Genomic DNA, 16,201 nt, shown 5'->3' on the forward strand with positions numbered 1-16,201 from the left:
CCTGCGCTGTGTGGAGGCTACAGCCGGATCGGCCTTCCCTCGGAGCCAATCCCATGGTTACATAAAGAATGGCTGCGCCATCGGGGTTTCGTCAAAGCTCGTCGATCAGGTCTGCCGCCTCGGATTCGCTGACGCCGACCAGTCGGGCGATGTCAGAAGCCTCCAGGGCGCGACCATTCACGACTACGAAGCCGTAGGGATCGCCTTTCGATGCGACGCAAAGCAGCCGCATCCACAGCCCCTGTGCTGCGAGAGAGCACAGGCGGAGCGCCGGGTCGTTCTCCCAGTCGCTCCAGAAAAACTTACTGTAGACCCTGCCGGTCAACGCAAGGCTCACGACTTCCGCGCGAGGCCGCGCCGCTCGACAACCCTCACGCGGCAGCGGATGGCGGCGTGGGCGAGTTGCGGCCACGCGCCGCCGCCGCATCGCGCGTCCGCGCCGGCTTCCCGCAGCCGCGAGGCGCGAAACTTTTCGATGAAGGTCATCGCGCGCCCTCCTCGCCCTGACGCAAAAAGCGCGCGACCGACGCGCCGGTGATTCGGCTGCAGCGACCGATTTTCCGCAGCTCGAGGCGCTCCTCGCGCGCGAGCCGGTAGAGCGTCGGCCGGCTCACCTGCAGCATTTCGACGACCTCGCCGAGCCGAAGAAGCCTGTTTTCGAGTGGCTCCGTCATAAAGTCCTCCTTACCCTGACGAATCTCAGCCCGCGGGAAAAACCCGCACGGACGACCCTCGCCGCGCCCCGAGACCCGCGCAACGCACCGACTTGCAGACGGCGACTCGGCGAGGGCGCGGAGCATCCTGGGCGGTTTGCGAAAGCCCTCAACGCACCAAACGCGTTAACCTTTTGACGGCCCCGCCCCAGGGGAGCCGGATGAAAAAAAATCCGCGAGCCGACCCTCGCGGTTTTCAGGAAAAATCGCGCGAGGAGGGCAGGAACGCCTTCGATGCTTCGAATTTTCCCCCCGGCCGCTCGAATCAGGGGCCGCGCTCCCGCCGGCGCGCGCCTGGCGACATCGATGATGACATCGCGCGGCCCGGATCGCGCAAAAGCCGCGCAAATCAAGGCGTCCAGGGCCGTTTAAGGCTCCCGTCACAGGAGGCGCGCGCCGTCCCGCCGCCGCGCGAAAGACCGATTCGAGCCGCCCGCAGGCCCGCGCGCCTGGCGGATTCCCGCACCGGGCGCGCTTCAAACCCCGGTTGCGTATGCGCAGAAGCGCAATCTTAACGTGCCGCCAGCGGTCATGCCGCATCGTCGGCTGCCGGCTGCGAGCCTGGCGGAAGGGGCGGGCGGGCGTGTGCGGCGGCGCGCCGATTCGCCTACCGCGCGCACCTTCTCGTCCTCTTTTTTTTCTTTTCCGAGACCCTCGTGAGCGCTTGCGCGGCCCTTGCGGCGCTTATGCAGCCCCTGCCTTGCGCGAGAGCGGGACCACCGTTTCGGGCCGGCCGGCGGCCAGGCGGTCGAGTTCCTCCGCCCACCACGCCATGAGCCTGACGCGCTCGTCCCAGCGCGCGCCGCGGTCGTAAATCCCCCGCACCCCGGGGGCGACGTGGGCGAGCTGGCGCTCGATGGCGTCGGCGCTCCACAGGCCCGACTCGTTCGCGAGCGAGGAGAACGCGGATCGGAACCCGTGCGGCGTGACCTCGGCCCTGCCGTATCCCATGCGGCACAGGGCGTAGCCCATCGCCGCCTCGCTCATCGGCCCCTTCGCCGGGCGGCGCGCATTCGGGAACAGATAGCGCCCGCCGCCCGTGAGCGGCCTCAATTCTTCGAGGATCGCCAGCGCCTGAGGCGAGAGCGGGACGCGATGCGGCCGGCGCATCTTCATCTTCTTGGCCGGTATCGTCCAGGTCGCGCCGGCAAGATCGAATTCGCGCCACTCGGCGCGCCGGACCTCGCCGGGGCGGGCGGCCGTGAGCATCAGCAGCTTGAGGGCGAGGCGGGTTTCCGGCCTGCCGGGATAGGCGTCGATGGTCCGCCAGAGCGCGCCGACTTCCGCCGGCTCGACGATGGCGGCCCGCGGCCTGGCCGGCGCGGCCGTCAGCACCAGCTTCGGGTCCAGATCGGCGACCGGGTTCCGGCGCGCCCGGTGCAACGCAACCGCCAGCTTGAAGACCTGCCCGACGAACTCCCGCAGGCGGCGCGCCGTCTCATGCTTGCCCCGCCGGTCCAGGGGCGTCAGCAGGGCCAGCACGTCATACGGCTCGATGTCGTCGAGGGGCCGGCCCGCTATGGGCGCGGCGAGCGCGCGCATCCAGCGCATCCGGTCCATCGTCGCCTTGGCCGCGCCCTCGCGCGCGCGCTTCGCGATCAGCTCGTCGGCCAGCCGCCCAAAGGTGTTGTTGGCCCGCAGCGCGGCTTCGCGCGCCCGCCGGCGATATTCGACCGCAGGATCGAGGCCGTCGCGCGCCAGCATCGTCATCGCCTCGCGACGCTTCTCGCGCGCGCCGGCGAGATCGAGCGCCGGATAGAGGCCCAGCGCCAGCCGGCGCTGCCGCCCGCCATAGCGATAGACCAGCCGCCACGACTTCGCGCCGCCCGGCGTGACCGCCAGATACAGCCCGCCGCCGTCCGCCAGGTGATACAGCTTCGCCCGCGGCTTGGCCGCCCGAATCGCCGCGTCCGTCAACTTCTCGATCGCCATGAAATCATCTCCCATCCCGTCGACGGGCGAGCGGAACAAAACGGCGACATGCGCGGCGTCGGGATGCGTACATCCGGCCCGGATATCATCGCCGATGTCACACTTTTCGTCCGCTGCCCAGTGACGGCCATTTTCGACGATTGACAAAAAAGCGCGACGCACCAAAGGGTTGCCTTACGGCGGGATACGTCGGTTGACCGTCAGAGATGATTAAATGGCTCCCCGGGCCGGATTCGAACCAGCGACCAATCGGTTAACAGCCGATTGCTCTACCACTGAGCTACCGGGGAACAGTTCTGAGAGGGCGCGGATATAGCAGACGCCCCGGCGCGAATCCACACTTTCCGTGGCGGATTTTTTCCCGGTCGTCCGGCGCGAAAGGCGCAACGGGCGGGGCGACGGCGGCGATGGCGAGGACGCTTCGGAAGCGACGGATCCTGAAAAGAAAGGCGGCCGCGTCTTGGGGGAAACGCGGCCGCTTACTTCACTGTCGTGGGGTATGGTGGGGTATCTTCTCGGGAGAAGACGATTCGAAGCATCAACCTAAAGTGTTAACAACAGATTAACGCAAGGCCCCCTTTCAGGCGATTTTATCGGCCGTTTTTCGCCGCTTGCGGGCAAGGCCGGCCGGAAGACGCGCGCGCTCATTCGGCCGGGCGCAGGGCCTCCGGCGGGCGGCGATGGCGGGCGGCTTCGGCTTCTCCGAAATCGCTGTGCTGCGAGGCGCCTTCGCCGAAGGGGGGCTGTTTTTCGCCGGTCCAAGCCCAGCGATAGAAGCGCGCGATGTCGGCGCCCACCGCATACATGGCCGGCACGAAGATCAGCGTGACGAAGGTGGCGAAGAACACCCCGAAGGCGAGGGCGACGACGGTGGGCTTGAGGAACTGCGCGTCCGTGGAGCGCTCGAACATGATCGGCAACAGGCCGATGAAGGTCGTCGCCGAGGTCAGGATGATCGGCCGGAAGCGGCCGACGCCCGCCCTCACCAGCGCGGCGAAGGCGCCTTCTCCTTGCGCGCGCAGCCGGTTCACATAGTCGATCAGCACGAGGTTGTCGTTGACGACGACGCCCGCCGCCGCGCCCACCCCGAAGAAGGAGAACAGCGCGAAGTCGAGCCCGAACAGGAAATGGCCGAAGGCGGCGCCCATGAAGCCGAAGGGAATGGCCGTCATGATGAGCACGGGCTGCCAGTAGGACGAAAAAGCGATGGCGAGCAGCATGTACATGGCGAACAGGGCGAGCGCGTAGAGCGCGAAGAACTCGCCCATGAACTCCGCCTGCGCCTCGGCGTCGCCGCGCTGGGCGAGCGAGGCGTCGGGATGGCGCCGACGCCATTCGGGCATGAACTCGCCGTGGAACGCCTTCATCAGCGCGGCGCGGTCGACGCCTTCGCGCAGCTCGGCCGACACCATAGCCGAACGCTTGCGGTCGCGCCGGTCGATGCGCTTGTAGCTCGGCGCGAACTTGGCGTCGGCCACCGCGGCGAGCGGCACCTCGCGTCCGTCGGCGGTGCGGATGCGCATCTCCTCGATGGTGGCGAGCGAGGAGCGGGCCTCGCGCGGATAGCGCACCATCACGCGCACGTCCTGACCGTCGCGGGGCAGGCGCTGGACCTCCTCGCCGTAGAACGCCTGGCGCACCTGGCGGGCGACCTCGCCCAAGGTGAGGCCGAAGCGCTCCGCGCCGGGCTTCATTTCGATCTGAATTTCGGGCGTCGCCGACTGGAGATTGTTGCGCACGTCATATGCGCCCGGCAGCGTGCGCAGATAGTTCTGCACGTCCATCGTGGCAAGCCGCAGGGTTTCCAGATCCTCCGCCTCGATCCCGAAGGATATATCCGCGCCGCCATTGTTGATGGTATAGGTGGTGTTGATTTCCTCCGCATCCGGAATGGGGCCGAGAATCTCGCGGAAGGCCTCTGCGATCTGCTCGGTCGATTCGTCGCGGTAGCGCGCTTCCGTGACCGTCACATAGGAGACGACCTGGCCTTCGTCGGCGCGGATATAGACGGCCTTGACGTAATCCTCGCCCGCCTTGTCCTTGCCGTAGCGCTCTTTCAGCCCGTCGGCGGCGTCTTCGACGGCGTCGAAAATCTGCAGGCTGCGCGAGAAAGGCGCGCCCTCGGGCAGGCGCACGGTGAGGGAGATGAAAGTTCCCTCGACCTCGGGCATGAACTTGAAGTTGATCCAGCCCTGGGCGAGCAGCGCCACGGCGAAGGAGAAGAACACGACGAAGCCCGCGACCGTGTAATAGCGCAGCCGCAGGGCGGTCTTGATGATCGGCCGGTAGAACCGGTCGGCCACCTCCATCAGCCCTTCGGCGAAGAAGCTCTGCAGCCGGTAGAACAGCCCGTTTCTGTTCTGCGGCTTCATGTGCGACAGATGCGCCGGCAGGATGAAGAACGCCTCGACGAGAGAGAACGTCAGGGCGAAGACGATCGTCAGCGTGATGTGCTTGGTGAACTGCGCCGTGCCGCCGGAAATGAACAGCCACGGCATGAAGGCGATCATGGTCGTCAGCACCGCGAACAGCACGGGCTTGGCGACGAGCTGCGCGCCCAGAATCGCCGCCTCGACGCCCTTCTGGCCTTCCTCCACCTGATTGTGAATGCTCTCCCCGACGATGATCGCGTCGTCCACCACGACGCCGATCACGAGCAGGAAGGCGAACAGCGAGAGCATGTTCAGCGACACGCCCGCCGCCGGCATGAAGATGAAGGCGCCTGCGAAGGAAACCGCGATGCCGATCGACACCCAGAATGCGACGGACGGGCGCAGGAACAGCAGAAGCACGATCAGGACAAGCGCCAAGCCCACCACGGCGTTCGACGAGACAAGCTGCATCCGCGCGAAATAAAGATCAGCGGAGTCGAACCAGACATAGAGCTGCGCCGAGCCGGCGAGCTCCTCGTTCTTCTTCTCCACCCATTCGTTCACCGCCTTCGAGAGCTTGACGATGTTGAGCGTCTCGGGCGCCTGCACGGCGATAGAGATCGACGGCTGGCCGTTCATCTCGCGGCGCTGCTTGCGGTCTTCGAAGCCGTCGATGACGTTGGCCACGTCGCGGACGCGGATGATCGAGCCGTCCTGAAGCTGGCGAACGACGATCTGTTCGAAATCCTCCTGCGTGTCGGCGAGATTGCGTGCGGCGACCTGTATGTTGCCGGTGTCCGTCCTGACCTGGCCGCCCGCGAGATTGAGCGAGGAGCCGCGAATGGCGCGCGCCACGTCGTCAAACGTCAGCCCGTAGCGCCGCAGCGCCTCTTCGGAGACCTCGATCGAGACCTCCTCGCGCATCTCGCCCCACAGATTGACGAGCGGCGAGCCGTTGGGAAGCGCAGCGACCTCGTCCCTGAGTTGGCGGGCGAGCCGGTTGAGCTCGCGCTCGCTCAGGTCGCCATACAGCGCCATGAAGATGGCGCCTTCCTGATTGCGAAGCTGCTGGACGACCGGCGGATAGGCGTCGGCCGGGAAGGTCGAAATGCCGTCGACGCGGTTCTTGATCTCATTGAGGAAGAGCGTGGTGTCGACGTCGTCCTTGCCTTCGATGGTGACGGTGGCCACGCCTTCGCGCGCCGTCGCTTCGACATGCTCGATGCCGTCGACGTCGGAGATCGCCTCCTCGATGCGCAGGATGATCTGCTCTTCGACTTCGCGCGGGCTTGCGCCCGGCCAGGCGACGCTGATGGTCGCCCAGTTGAAGGAGGCGGAAGGGAAGACTTCGCGCTCGATGCGCAGAAAGGCGAGGGCGCCGGCCGCGATGCACGCCACCATCAGAAGATTGGCGGCGATGGCGTTGCGCGCCCACCAGGCGATCAGTCCGTTCATAGCCGTCCCCGTCTTGCAGCGTTTTCAGCGACCGGCGGCAGGGGCTCGCCCTCTTCCTGCTCATCGCCGACCGCATCCGGGTCCATCGGCGCGACCGCGTCGCCTTCCTCCGCGCCGCGCAGCGGCGAGATCGCCACGCGGTCGCCGGGCTGAAGGCCGTTCGCCACGGTGATCGTGTCGCGCGCTGCGTCGATCACCTTCACGATGCGCTTCTCGAGCCGGTCGTTCTCGCCGATCAGGTAGATCGTGTCGCGCCCATAGAGCGCCGAGCGCGGCAGCACGATGGCGTCGTCATAGGGACGCCCTTCGATGCGCGCCGTGACGAACAGACCGGCGGCGAGCGGGGTTCCGTCCTCGGCCGCGCCGGCGCCGTAAGGGTCGTCGACGACGGCGATGGCGCCGATCTGCCGGGTCCCGGGGTCGATCGCGCCTTCGGTGCGGGCGATGCGCCCTTCCCAGACATGAACGTCGCCCCCGACTTCCGCGGTCAGCTCGACGCGCGGGCCGGGCTCGTTCTCCGACTCGACGAAACCGATCGGCAGGCCGAGCTTGGCGAGCTCGCTGTCGGTGAGGGGAAGCCTCACTTCGGCGATTTCGGTGGAGAAGATGCGGCCGAGCTGGCTGCCGACGGTGACGAACTGGCCTTCGCCGACGAGGCGCTGACGCACCCGGCCCTTGAAAGGCGCCTTGACGGCCGTGCGCGCCAGATTGAGCTCTGCGGCCTGATACTCGGCCTGGGCGGCTTCGAAGGCCGCGCGCGCCTGGGCGAGCTGGGGCAGACGCAGGGCGAGCGCGGAGGGGTCGCCTTCGCCGAGTTCCTCGTAATCGCGCCGGGCGAGAGCGGCCTCGGCCTCCTCGCGGCGGAGGGCCTCTTCGGCCTGCGCAACGCGCGCCTTGGCGCTGGCGAGCGCGTAGCGGTAGTCGGCGTCCTCGATCTTGAGCAAAAGGTCGCCCTTCTCGAAGGCGCCGCCGTCGAGGAATTTCGGAGAGGTCTCGACGATGCGGCCGGAGACCTGCGCCGTAAGCGTAATATCCGTACGCGGACGAACCTCGCCCTGCGCGATCACGTCGAGCGTGACCGTGCGCGGCTCGACGATCTCGTAGAACACCGTGGGCGGCGCGATCTCGGGCTCGACCCGTTCGGGCTTCGGGCGCAGCGAGCCCATCAGGCCGATGAGAAAGAATCCGACGGCGAAGATGCCGAGGGTTCCGAATATGGTGGCCAGTTTGCGTATCATTGTCACTTACCCCCCGGCGCGCCCGGAGGCGCCGCCGCCAGCTTCGCTTCGGTGACGAAATCGCCCCCGATGGCGAGATACAGAACAACCCGGTTGGCGACGCGTTGCCGCGTCGCCTGGATATAGGCGCTTTCCGCCGAAATGCGACGCGTCTGGGCGTCAAGCAGGTTGAAAATCGTGGCCGCGCCGCTGGCGTAGCGCCGCTCGGTCAGCGCCTCCGCCGCTGCGGCCTCCTCATAGGCGAGCTTCAGGGCTTCTTCGCGCGCGGCGAGATAGGCCTCGGCCGCGATGGCGTTCTCGGCCTCCTCATAGGCCCGAAGCGCCGTCTCGGCGTAATCGAGCAGGGCCGCTTCGGCAAGCGCGCGCGCGCGCTTGGCGTTGGCGCGGACGCGTCCGCCCTGGAACAGCGGCTGGAACAGGCCCGCAGCGATGTTGCCCGCAAGGCGCTCCGGATCGATCACGTCGGCGAGCTCGGGCCCGCTGGTGCTGATCTGCGAGGAAAGCGTGAGCCGCGGCAGAAGCTGCTTGCGCGCGGCGCGCGCACGAAGGCCCGCGGCCTCCATGCGCGCTTCGGCCGCAAGAAGGTCCGGCCGGCGGGCGAGTATTTCGCCGGGCGCGCCTGCGCCGTCGAGGCGCGGCAGCTGGGGCAGCGACTCGGCGGCTTCGAGCTCGGCGGCCGGATAGCGCCCGAGCAGCACTTCGAGCCGGCGCGCGGCTTCTTTCTCCGTACGCTGACGGAAGGCGAGATTGGCCTGGCTCGATCCGAGGGCGGAACGCGCCAGCCTGACGTCGAGGCTGGAGGCGACGCCGCGCTCGAAGCGGCGCTCGGTCACGCGCAGATTGCTCTCGCGCGCCGTGACGTCGCGCTCGGCGAGCTCGCGCTGCTGGCGCGCCTCGATCAGCGCGAACCAGGACTGCGCGACCGCGCCGGCGATCGAAAGCTGCGCGCCGCGGAAATCCGCGAGGCTCGCGCGCGCATCGCGATAGGCGGCGCGGGTCTCGTCGGCGAGCCGGCCCCACAGGTCGAGCTCCCACTGAATCTGCGCGCCCAGCGAATAGTTGTTGATGTAGACCCGCCGGTTGGGAAGCGGGGCTTCGGCGAAGCCGTCCCCGTCGAGATCGAGTCCGTCGAGGCGGCCGTCGCCGTCGCGATCGACGCCGAACATCTCTTCGAGCTCCTTGGCGCGCAGCCCGCCGAGATCGGCGCCGGTCCCGCTCTGGGCGGCGGCGGCCGGATCGGTGACGATGGCGTTGCGCGAGGCGTTGGCCGAGGCGTTGAGGGTGGGCAGCAGATTGGCCCGCGCGATGCGCGAGTTCGCTCGCGCGGCTTCGAGATTGGCCGCCGCGGCGAGCAGCGTGTTGTTATGGCGTACGGCCTCGTCGATCAGCGCGTAGAGCGCGTCGTCGCCGAAGGCGGCGAGCCAGTCCCCGGTCGGCGCGTCGCCCAGCGCTTCGCTGGCGGTCCAGGCCGCCGGCGGATCGGGCAGCTGCGCGTCGAGCAGCGTCTGATCGACGCTCGCGCAGGCGCCCAGCGCCAGCAATGATACGGCCACGCCCCCTCGCAACATTGAACGGCTCCTTGAACAGGCGAATGCGGTTTCTTCGCGTCCTCGCGGCGACTTAAAGCGGCGCCCGGCGCGTCCCTCAACCAGGAAGCGACAGGCGGCCCCTCGTCTGCGACGAGCGGGGACGCCGGGCGGGCCCACGCTAGCCTCACGGCCTGAGGACGTGGTTAACGTCGACGGCTGACAAAAGCCGGCGGCGTCAGTCTGCGATTTTGCCGCGCCTTTATTACGTTTATTACGTCTTTGCTTGCCCTTTCCGTCGCCGCTTCGCCGCGGGTCCGGCGCGCCGTCGGGGCGCATGGAAAGAACTGGAGGCCACGGCCGGAATCGAACCGGCGTACACGGCTTTGCAGGCCGCTGCGTCACCACTCCGCCACGTGGCCTCGGGGCGTCGCCCGACGGACGTGCGCCGGGCGGGCCGTCATAGCGCGCAGGCCCGCGCCGGTCAAAGGGCCGCGCAAAGAATTCCGCGTCCGCGTTGCGCGCCGGCGAGGACGCCTGTATTGCGCTGGCGACGGAGGCGAGGTCGTCATGGATTACACGGTTGCCCGCAAACACATGGTCAACAGCCAGGTCCGCACCAACGACGTGACGGATCTGCGTCTTCAGGCGGCGCTCGAGGCGATCCCGCGCGAGCGCTTCCTGCCGCCGGCGCTGCGCGACCAGGCCTATGTGGAGCGCGAGATTCCCTATGCGGACGGGCGGCGGCTTCTGACCGTCCGCGACCTCGCGAAGCTCGCCGAGGAGGCCGAGATCGCGCCGACCGATCTCGTGCTCGACGTCGCCTGCGGCTCCGGCTACTCGACGGCGGTGCTGGCGAGCCTCGCCGAGATGGTGGTGGCGGTGGAGGCCGACGAGGCGCTCGCGAGCGCCGCGCAGGAAACCCTTTCCGCGCTCGATATCGACAACGCCGCCGTAGTGGCCGGCGATCCGGCCAGGGGCGCGCCCGATCAGGGGCCTTACGACGTCGTCTTCATCGGCGGCGGGGCGGTCGCCGTGGAGCCCGAGGCGCTGCTCGCCCAGCTCAAGGACGGCGGCCGGCTCGCCGCCATCCGGCGGGAGGGCGGGGTCTCGCGCGGCGTGATCTGGCGGCGCGACGGCGACGCGATCGGTGCCCGGACCGTCTTCGACGCGCGCACGGCGGCGGTGCTGCCCGAATTCGAGGCCCCGAAGACCTTCCGTTTCTGACCGGAACGGCTGCGCCGGGCGGTTGAAACCGGCGTCGCGGGGCCACATCTGCGCCGAAACGGCGGGATCACTCATTCTCAACGGCTGTCCGTTAGGAATCCGCGGATGAGAGAGCGCAGGCGGAAGCGGAGGGGTTGCGTGAACGCGAAAGCGAGCGGCGCGAGAGCCATGGGCGGAGCGGCTGTCCTGGCCCTTGGCGCGATTTTCATCCCCGGCGGCGCCGGGGCGCAAAGCCTCGAAGAGGCGCTGGCGCTCGCCTATCGCGCCAATCCGACGATCCGCGCCGAACGCGCCCGGCTGCGGGCGACGCAAGAGCTGAAAGCCCAGGCGCGGGCGGGCGCGCTGCCGCAGATAAGCGCCCAGGGCTCTTATTCCCGCATCGACGAGACGCAGACCATCAATCAGGCCGCCTTCGGCGGGACCGGCGCCGCGGCGCGCACGTTCAAGCTCGACACCCTGTCCGGCCAGGTCACGGCCGAGCAGCCCGTTTTCACCGGCTTTCGCAATCTGAACGCCATCCGGCAGGCCAAGGCGCGCATCCGCGCCGGCGGCGCCCAGCTCGCCGCGACGGAGCAGGCCGTGCTGCGCGCCGTCGCCACGGCTTATTTCGACGTGCTGCGCGACCGGGTCGTCTATGACGCCAGCCGCAATCAGGTCGAAGTGCTTCTGCGCCAGCTCGACGAAACGCAGGCGCGCTTCCGCGTGGGCGAGGTGACGCGCACGGACGTTTCCCAGGCCGAGGCGCGCCTTGCGCGCGCGCGGGCCGATCTCGCCAGCGCCCAGGCCCAGCTCGCGGTCAGCCGCGCGAGCTTCGCCGAGCTGGTCGGCCAGGCGCCGGGCGAGCTCGAAGACGACCCTGAAACGCCCGATCTGCCCGAAAGCCTCGACGCCGCGAAGGCGCTCGCCCGTTCCTACGCGCCCGCCGTCGTCGCCGCGCGCGAGCAGGCCGAAGCGAGCCGGCGCCAGGTCGCCATCGCGCGCGGGGCGCTCCTGCCGTCGGTCTCGCTCACGGCGTCCTATCAGTATGCGGAAGAGCCGAGCACCTTCGTTCTCGACGACGAGCAGTTCGTTTACGGCGCGCGCGCCTCCGTGCCGATCTTCCAGGGCGGGCTCAACCATTCCCGCGTGCGCGAGGCCAGAGCGCTCGCCGACAGCGCCCGCGAGGCGGTCGTCGAGGCCGAGCGCCGGGCCGAGGCCGCCGTCGCCGCGGCGTGGGAGCGGCTCGTCGCCGCGCGCATCGCCATCGCCGCCGCCGAGAAACAGGTCGCGGCCAACCGCCTCGCCCTCGACGGCGTGCGCCGCGAAGCGCAGCTCGGAACCCGCACCACGCTCGACGTGCTCGACGCCGAGCAGGAGCTGCGCGACGCGGTCGTCGCGCTCGCCGGCGCCAGGCGCGACGAGCGCGCGGCCGCCTTCGCCCTCCTCGAAGCGGCGGGGATTCTGACGCTCGACGCGAACGGCGCGGACGCGGCGGCGGTCGTCCCGGCGGACGGGGACGAATGAGCGCGCGCCCGCGCAAGGAGAGGGTTGATCGCCGGCGCGAAGCGGCGGACAACTAGGCGGTGAAACGCGGGCCTGCGCGCCCGCCGCGATCCCGAAGGGCGTTCGGCCATGACAACACCGCAGCCTGAACCCAGCATGGAAGAGATCCTCGCCTCGATCCGGCGGATCATCTCCGAGGATGACGATTCCGCCGGCGACGAGGCGCGGCCCCAGGCCGCGCAGGCGAAGCCGTCCGGCGAACCCGCCGCCCCGAAGCCTTCGTTCGTCGGCGACGCCGCCCCGACGGCGCGGCCGCGCCCTGCCGAGACTGCGCCGCCCGCCGCCCCGGCCGAGCCTGTCCGGCGGCCTGCCGCGCCCGACCTGCATCAATCCGCTGCCTCGCGGCCCGCCGGCGGTCCCGAGCGCAGCCAGCCGAAAGAGGCGGACATGAAGAGCGACTCCGCGGCCATGACCATGCGCGACGACGACGGCGAGGAATCCTTCATCGACGAGACGACCGCCGCGGCGGCGTCGCGCGCGTTCCAGGCGCTGTCCCAGAACGTGCGGGTGTCGGCCGGCGACGGCCGCACCCTCGAGGACATCGTCGTCGAGATGCTCCGTCCGATGGTGAAGGATTGGCTCGACGCCAACCTGCCCGCCATCGTCGAGGAAAAGGTCGAGGAAGAGGTCAAGCGCCTCGCCCGCCGCAGGCTGTAGGGCGGTTCGCGTTTCTGAGCGGTCGCGCCGGGCGCCCCGCCGCGCGAAGCGGCCTGGCGCCGGAGCTGCGCCGTCGTCCGGCGCCGTCTGATTTTCCCACGATTTCGTGACCGCCGGGGCGCGCGCTCGTGATCCCGGATGCGGCGCGGCCTCCGCTATGGTCGCGGGCGTCTGTCGCGTATCTCCGCTCAACGCCCGCACGACGGAGGCGCCATGATCTTCCTTATCCGGAATTTCTTTCGCAACGAGCTCGGGGCCGCGCCCGGCAAGCGGCTCGACAGAATCGCCCGCCAGGCCCTGAAGGAAGCGGCCCGCCGCCGGCGCGCGGCCGATCCGGCCCGGCTGCGCTCCCCCTGCGACGGGGACGGCCGGCTCGAGCCGACCCGCTACGGCGACTGGGAGTGCGGCGGGCGCTGCAGCGATTTCTGACTCAGCCACGCGGTAGCGAGGGCGCAGGCCCGGGGGGCGCGGGAAAGGCGGGTTTGTGCGATGCGGCGGGCAGGCTATAACCCGCCGTTCCACGACCGTTTGCAATCGCCATTCAGCCCGGCTGTTTTTCCCATGACAAACGCCAAGTCCGGCCCCGACGCCCGATCCGATTTCGAAAAGACCTTCGATCCCGCCGGCGCCGAGCAGGAGATTTACGACGCGTGGGAGAGGGCGGGCGCCTTCCGGCCGTCGGACGCGCCGGGGGCCGAGCCCTTCACCATCGTCATCCCGCCGCCCAACGTCACGGGCAGCCTGCATATGGGCCATGCGCTCAACAACACGCTGCAGGACATCCTCGCGCGCTTCGAGCGGATGCGCGGCAAGTCCGTGCTCTGGCAGCCGGGCTGCGACCACGCCGGCATCGCGACGCAGATGGTCGTCGAGCGCCAGCTCATGGAGCGCCAGGAGCCCTCGCGCCGCGAGATGGGCCGCGAGGCCTTCGTCAGGCGCGTGTGGGAATGGAAGGAAGAGTCGGGCGGGACGATCACGCGCCAGCTGCGCCGGCTCGGCGCCTCCTGCGACTGGTCCCGCGAGCGCTTCACCATGGACGAGGGCCTGTCGAAGGCGGTCGCCAGGGTGTTCGTCCAGCTTTACCGCGAAGGGCTGATCTATCGCGACAAGCGGCTCGTCAACTGGGACCCGAAATTCCAGACGGCGATCTCCGACCTCGAGGTCGAGAATATCGAGACCGACGGCCATTTCTGGCATTTCCGCTATCCGCTGGCGGACGGGGCGACCTACGAGTTTCCGGTCGAATATGACGAGGACGGAAAGCCGACGAAATGGGAGACGCGCGATTACGTCTCCGTCGCCACGACGCGGCCCGAAACCATGCTGGGCGATACGGGCGTCGCCGTTCACCCTGACGATGATCGCTACAAGGATCTTGTCGGCAGGTTCGTCGAGCTGCCCATCGTCGGGCGGCGCATTCCCATCGTCGCGGACGAGCACGCCGATCCCGAGCAGGGCTCCGGCGCGGTGAAGATCACGCCGGCGCACGACTTCAACGACTTCGAGGTCGGCAAGCGCGCGGGACTGCCCGCCATCAACGTCATGACCGACGACGCGCGCATCGCCCTGCTCGACAACGGCGCTTTCCTCGACGGCCTCGATCCGACGCCGGCCCGGCGCAAGGTCTGGGAGGCGCTGGACGGCAAGGACCGCTTCGAGGCGCGCAAGATCGTCGTCGCCTGGTTCGAGGAGAACGGCCTTCTCGACCGCGTCGAGGAGAAGAAGGTCGTCCAGCCTTTCGGCGACCGCTCGGGCGTCGTCATCGAGCCCTATCTCACCGACCAGTGGTATGTGGACGCGAAGAAGCTCGCCGAAGCGGCCATTGCGGCTGTGGAGCAGGGAAAGACCCGCTTCGTCCCCGAGAACTGGACCAAGACCTATTACCAGTGGATGCATAACATCCAGCCCTGGTGCGTGTCGCGTCAGCTCTGGTGGGGCCATCAGATTCCGGCGTGGTACGGGCCGGACGGCCATTGCTTCGTCGCCGAGAGCGAGGAGGAGGCGCGGCGCGCGGCGATCGCCCGCTATACGGCGGAAGGCTACACGCTCGAAGAGATCGACAGAATGGTCCGCGGCGAAGGCGAGGGCCCGCTGCTCGCGCGCGACCCCGACGTCCTCGACACCTGGTTCTCCTCCGCGCTGTGGCCGTTCACCACGCTCGGCTGGCCTGACGCGGAAAGGGAAGGCCATGCGGATCACGCGGTCCTCAAGACGCGTTATCCCACGTCCGTTCTCGTCACCGCCTTCGACATCATCTTCTTCTGGGTCGCGCGGATGATGATGATGGGCCTTCACTTCATGAAGGACGTTCCGTTCAGGGACGTTTACATCCACGCCCTGGTGCTCGACGAGCAGGGGCGGAAGATGTCGAAGTCGAAGGGCAACGTCATCGATCCGCTGGCGCTCATCGACAAATACGGGGCGGACGCGCTGCGCTTCACCCTCGCCGCGCAGGCCGCGCAGGGGCGCAACATCCGCCTCGCCGAGGCGCGCGTCGAAGGCTATCGCAACTTCGCCACCAAGCTGTGGAATGCGGCGCGCTTCTGCGTCATGAACGAGTGCGTCGCGGGGCCCGGTTTCGATCCCGCTTCCGCGACGGCGACCCTCAACAAATGGATCGTGCACGAAGCGAACGCCTGCGTCGGCGAGGTCTCGGCCGCGTTCGAGACCTACCGCTTCAACGACGCGGCCGGCGCGATCTACCGCTTCACCTGGAACGTCTTCTGCGACTGGTATCTCGAACTCGCCAAGCCCGCCCTGCAGGGCGACGACGCGGCGGCGAAGGCCGAGACCCGGCAGGTCGCGGGCTGGACGCTCGAGCGCATCCTCAAGCTGCTGCACCCGTTCATGCCGTTCGTCACCGAGGCGCTGTGGGGCAAGACCGCCAGGCGCGAGGGCCTGCTCATGCTCGCGGACTGGCCGCTCGAATTCGCCGAATTGCGCGCGCCCGAGGCCGCCGCCGAGATCAACTGGATGATCGGGCTCATCACCGCGATCCGTTCGTTGCGCGCGGAGATGAACATTCCCGCCGCCGCGCGGATCCCGCTCGAAGCGGCGAGCCTCGACGACGCGGCGCGGGCGCGGCTCGCCGCCCATGAGGGCGTCGTTCGCCGGCTCGCGCGGCTTTCCGTCGTTTCCCTTGTGGATGCGCCCGGGCAAGGCGCGGCGCAGTTCGTCCATGACGGCGCGGTCTTCGCGCTGCCGCTCGCCGGCGTGATCGACGTCGCGGCCGAGAAAGCGCGCCTCGAAAAGGAGATCGCGAAAGCCGAAGAGGAGATCGCCCGCGTCGACAAGAAGCTCGCGAACCGCAATTTCGTCGAGCGCGCGCCGGCCGCGGTGGTCGAGGAGCAGAAGTCCCGCCGCGCCGACTACGCCGCCCAGCGCGACAAGCTCGCCGCCGCCCTCGACCGCCTCAAGGCGCTGTAGGCCGACGCCCGGCGCGCCGGGCGGGCCCGCCTGCCGGGCGACGGCGGCGGGGCGGCGAATCGCACGAAACGGCGCGGCGGCGAGTCGCGCTGAGTCTGGCGCCGCATGGGCTT

The 16,201-nt window shown here is 68.9% G+C and carries 12 protein-coding genes and 2 tRNA genes; 5 read left to right on the top strand and 9 right to left on the bottom strand.

Annotated features, from left to right (window positions below):
• Positions 1-91: 91 nt before the first annotated feature.
• The 9 genes from CHB64_RS15110 to CHB64_RS11770 all read right to left on the bottom strand — a co-directional run bounded on the left by CHB64_RS15110 (position 92) and on the right by CHB64_RS11770 (position 9,658).
• Positions 92-325 carry a hypothetical protein gene (locus CHB64_RS15110; RefSeq protein WP_159462484.1) on the bottom strand — a complete coding sequence of 78 codons (234 nt, stop codon included), beginning with the start codon at positions 323-325 and terminating at the stop codon, positions 92-94.
• 8 nt (positions 326-333) lie between these two features.
• Positions 334-486, bottom strand: coding sequence for a hypothetical protein (locus tag CHB64_RS15275; RefSeq protein WP_159462485.1), 153 nt, complete (start codon positions 484-486; stop codon positions 334-336).
• The gene (locus CHB64_RS15280; RefSeq protein WP_159462486.1) at positions 483-674 is read right to left on the bottom strand and encodes a helix-turn-helix domain-containing protein; all 192 of its coding nucleotides are present in this window, start codon (positions 672-674) and stop codon (positions 483-485) included. The genes CHB64_RS15275 and CHB64_RS15280 overlap by 4 nt, the downstream gene beginning before the upstream one ends.
• A 723-nt stretch (positions 675-1,397) precedes the next feature.
• Positions 1,398-2,645: a tyrosine-type recombinase/integrase gene (locus CHB64_RS11745; RefSeq protein WP_089412941.1), complete on the bottom strand. Its 1,248-nt coding sequence runs from the start codon at positions 2,643-2,645 to the stop codon at positions 1,398-1,400.
• A gap of 215 nt (positions 2,646-2,860) precedes the next feature.
• A tRNA-Asn gene (locus tag CHB64_RS11750) sits at positions 2,861-2,935 on the bottom strand.
• A 354-nt stretch (positions 2,936-3,289) separates the two neighbouring features.
• Complete coding sequence (locus CHB64_RS11755) at positions 3,290-6,472, bottom strand: efflux RND transporter permease subunit (protein WP_089412825.1); 3,183 nt, start codon at positions 6,470-6,472, stop codon at positions 3,290-3,292.
• Positions 6,469-7,710: an efflux RND transporter periplasmic adaptor subunit gene (locus CHB64_RS11760; protein WP_089412826.1), complete on the bottom strand. Its 1,242-nt coding sequence runs from the start codon at positions 7,708-7,710 to the stop codon at positions 6,469-6,471. Before CHB64_RS11760 ends, CHB64_RS11755 begins: the two co-directional genes overlap by 4 nt.
• Before the next feature lie 2 nt (positions 7,711-7,712).
• On the bottom strand, positions 7,713-9,278 hold the full coding sequence (locus tag CHB64_RS11765; protein ID WP_159462487.1) for a TolC family protein: 1,566 nt from the start codon (positions 9,276-9,278) through the stop codon (positions 7,713-7,715).
• Positions 9,279-9,584: 306 nt separating this feature from the next.
• Positions 9,585-9,658 (bottom strand) — tRNA-Cys (locus CHB64_RS11770).
• A 148-nt stretch (positions 9,659-9,806) separates the two neighbouring features.
• On the opposite strand from CHB64_RS11770, the gene CHB64_RS11775 reads away from it, so the two are divergent.
• From CHB64_RS11775 to CHB64_RS11795, 5 genes are all read left to right on the top strand, one after another.
• Complete coding sequence (locus CHB64_RS11775; RefSeq protein ID WP_089412828.1) at positions 9,807-10,463, top strand: protein-L-isoaspartate O-methyltransferase family protein; 657 nt, start codon at positions 9,807-9,809, stop codon at positions 10,461-10,463.
• Positions 10,464-10,601: 138 nt separating this feature from the next.
• Positions 10,602-11,966: a TolC family outer membrane protein gene (locus tag CHB64_RS11780; protein ID WP_159462488.1), complete on the top strand. Its 1,365-nt coding sequence runs from the start codon at positions 10,602-10,604 to the stop codon at positions 11,964-11,966.
• A gap of 108 nt (positions 11,967-12,074) precedes the next feature.
• The gene (locus CHB64_RS11785) at positions 12,075-12,662 is read left to right on the top strand and encodes a DUF2497 domain-containing protein (protein WP_089412830.1); all 588 of its coding nucleotides are present in this window, start codon (positions 12,075-12,077) and stop codon (positions 12,660-12,662) included.
• A 213-nt stretch (positions 12,663-12,875) separates the two neighbouring features.
• Positions 12,876-13,091, top strand: coding sequence for a DUF1674 domain-containing protein (locus CHB64_RS11790; protein WP_089412831.1), 216 nt, complete (start codon positions 12,876-12,878; stop codon positions 13,089-13,091).
• 132 nt (positions 13,092-13,223) lie between these two features.
• Complete coding sequence (locus CHB64_RS11795) at positions 13,224-16,088, top strand: valine--tRNA ligase (protein WP_089412942.1); 2,865 nt, start codon at positions 13,224-13,226, stop codon at positions 16,086-16,088.
• Positions 16,089-16,201 lie beyond the last annotated feature (113 nt).

The sequence above is a fragment of the Amphiplicatus metriothermophilus genome (assembly GCF_900199215.1).
GTDB lineage: Bacteria > Pseudomonadota > Alphaproteobacteria > Caulobacterales > Parvularculaceae > Amphiplicatus > Amphiplicatus metriothermophilus.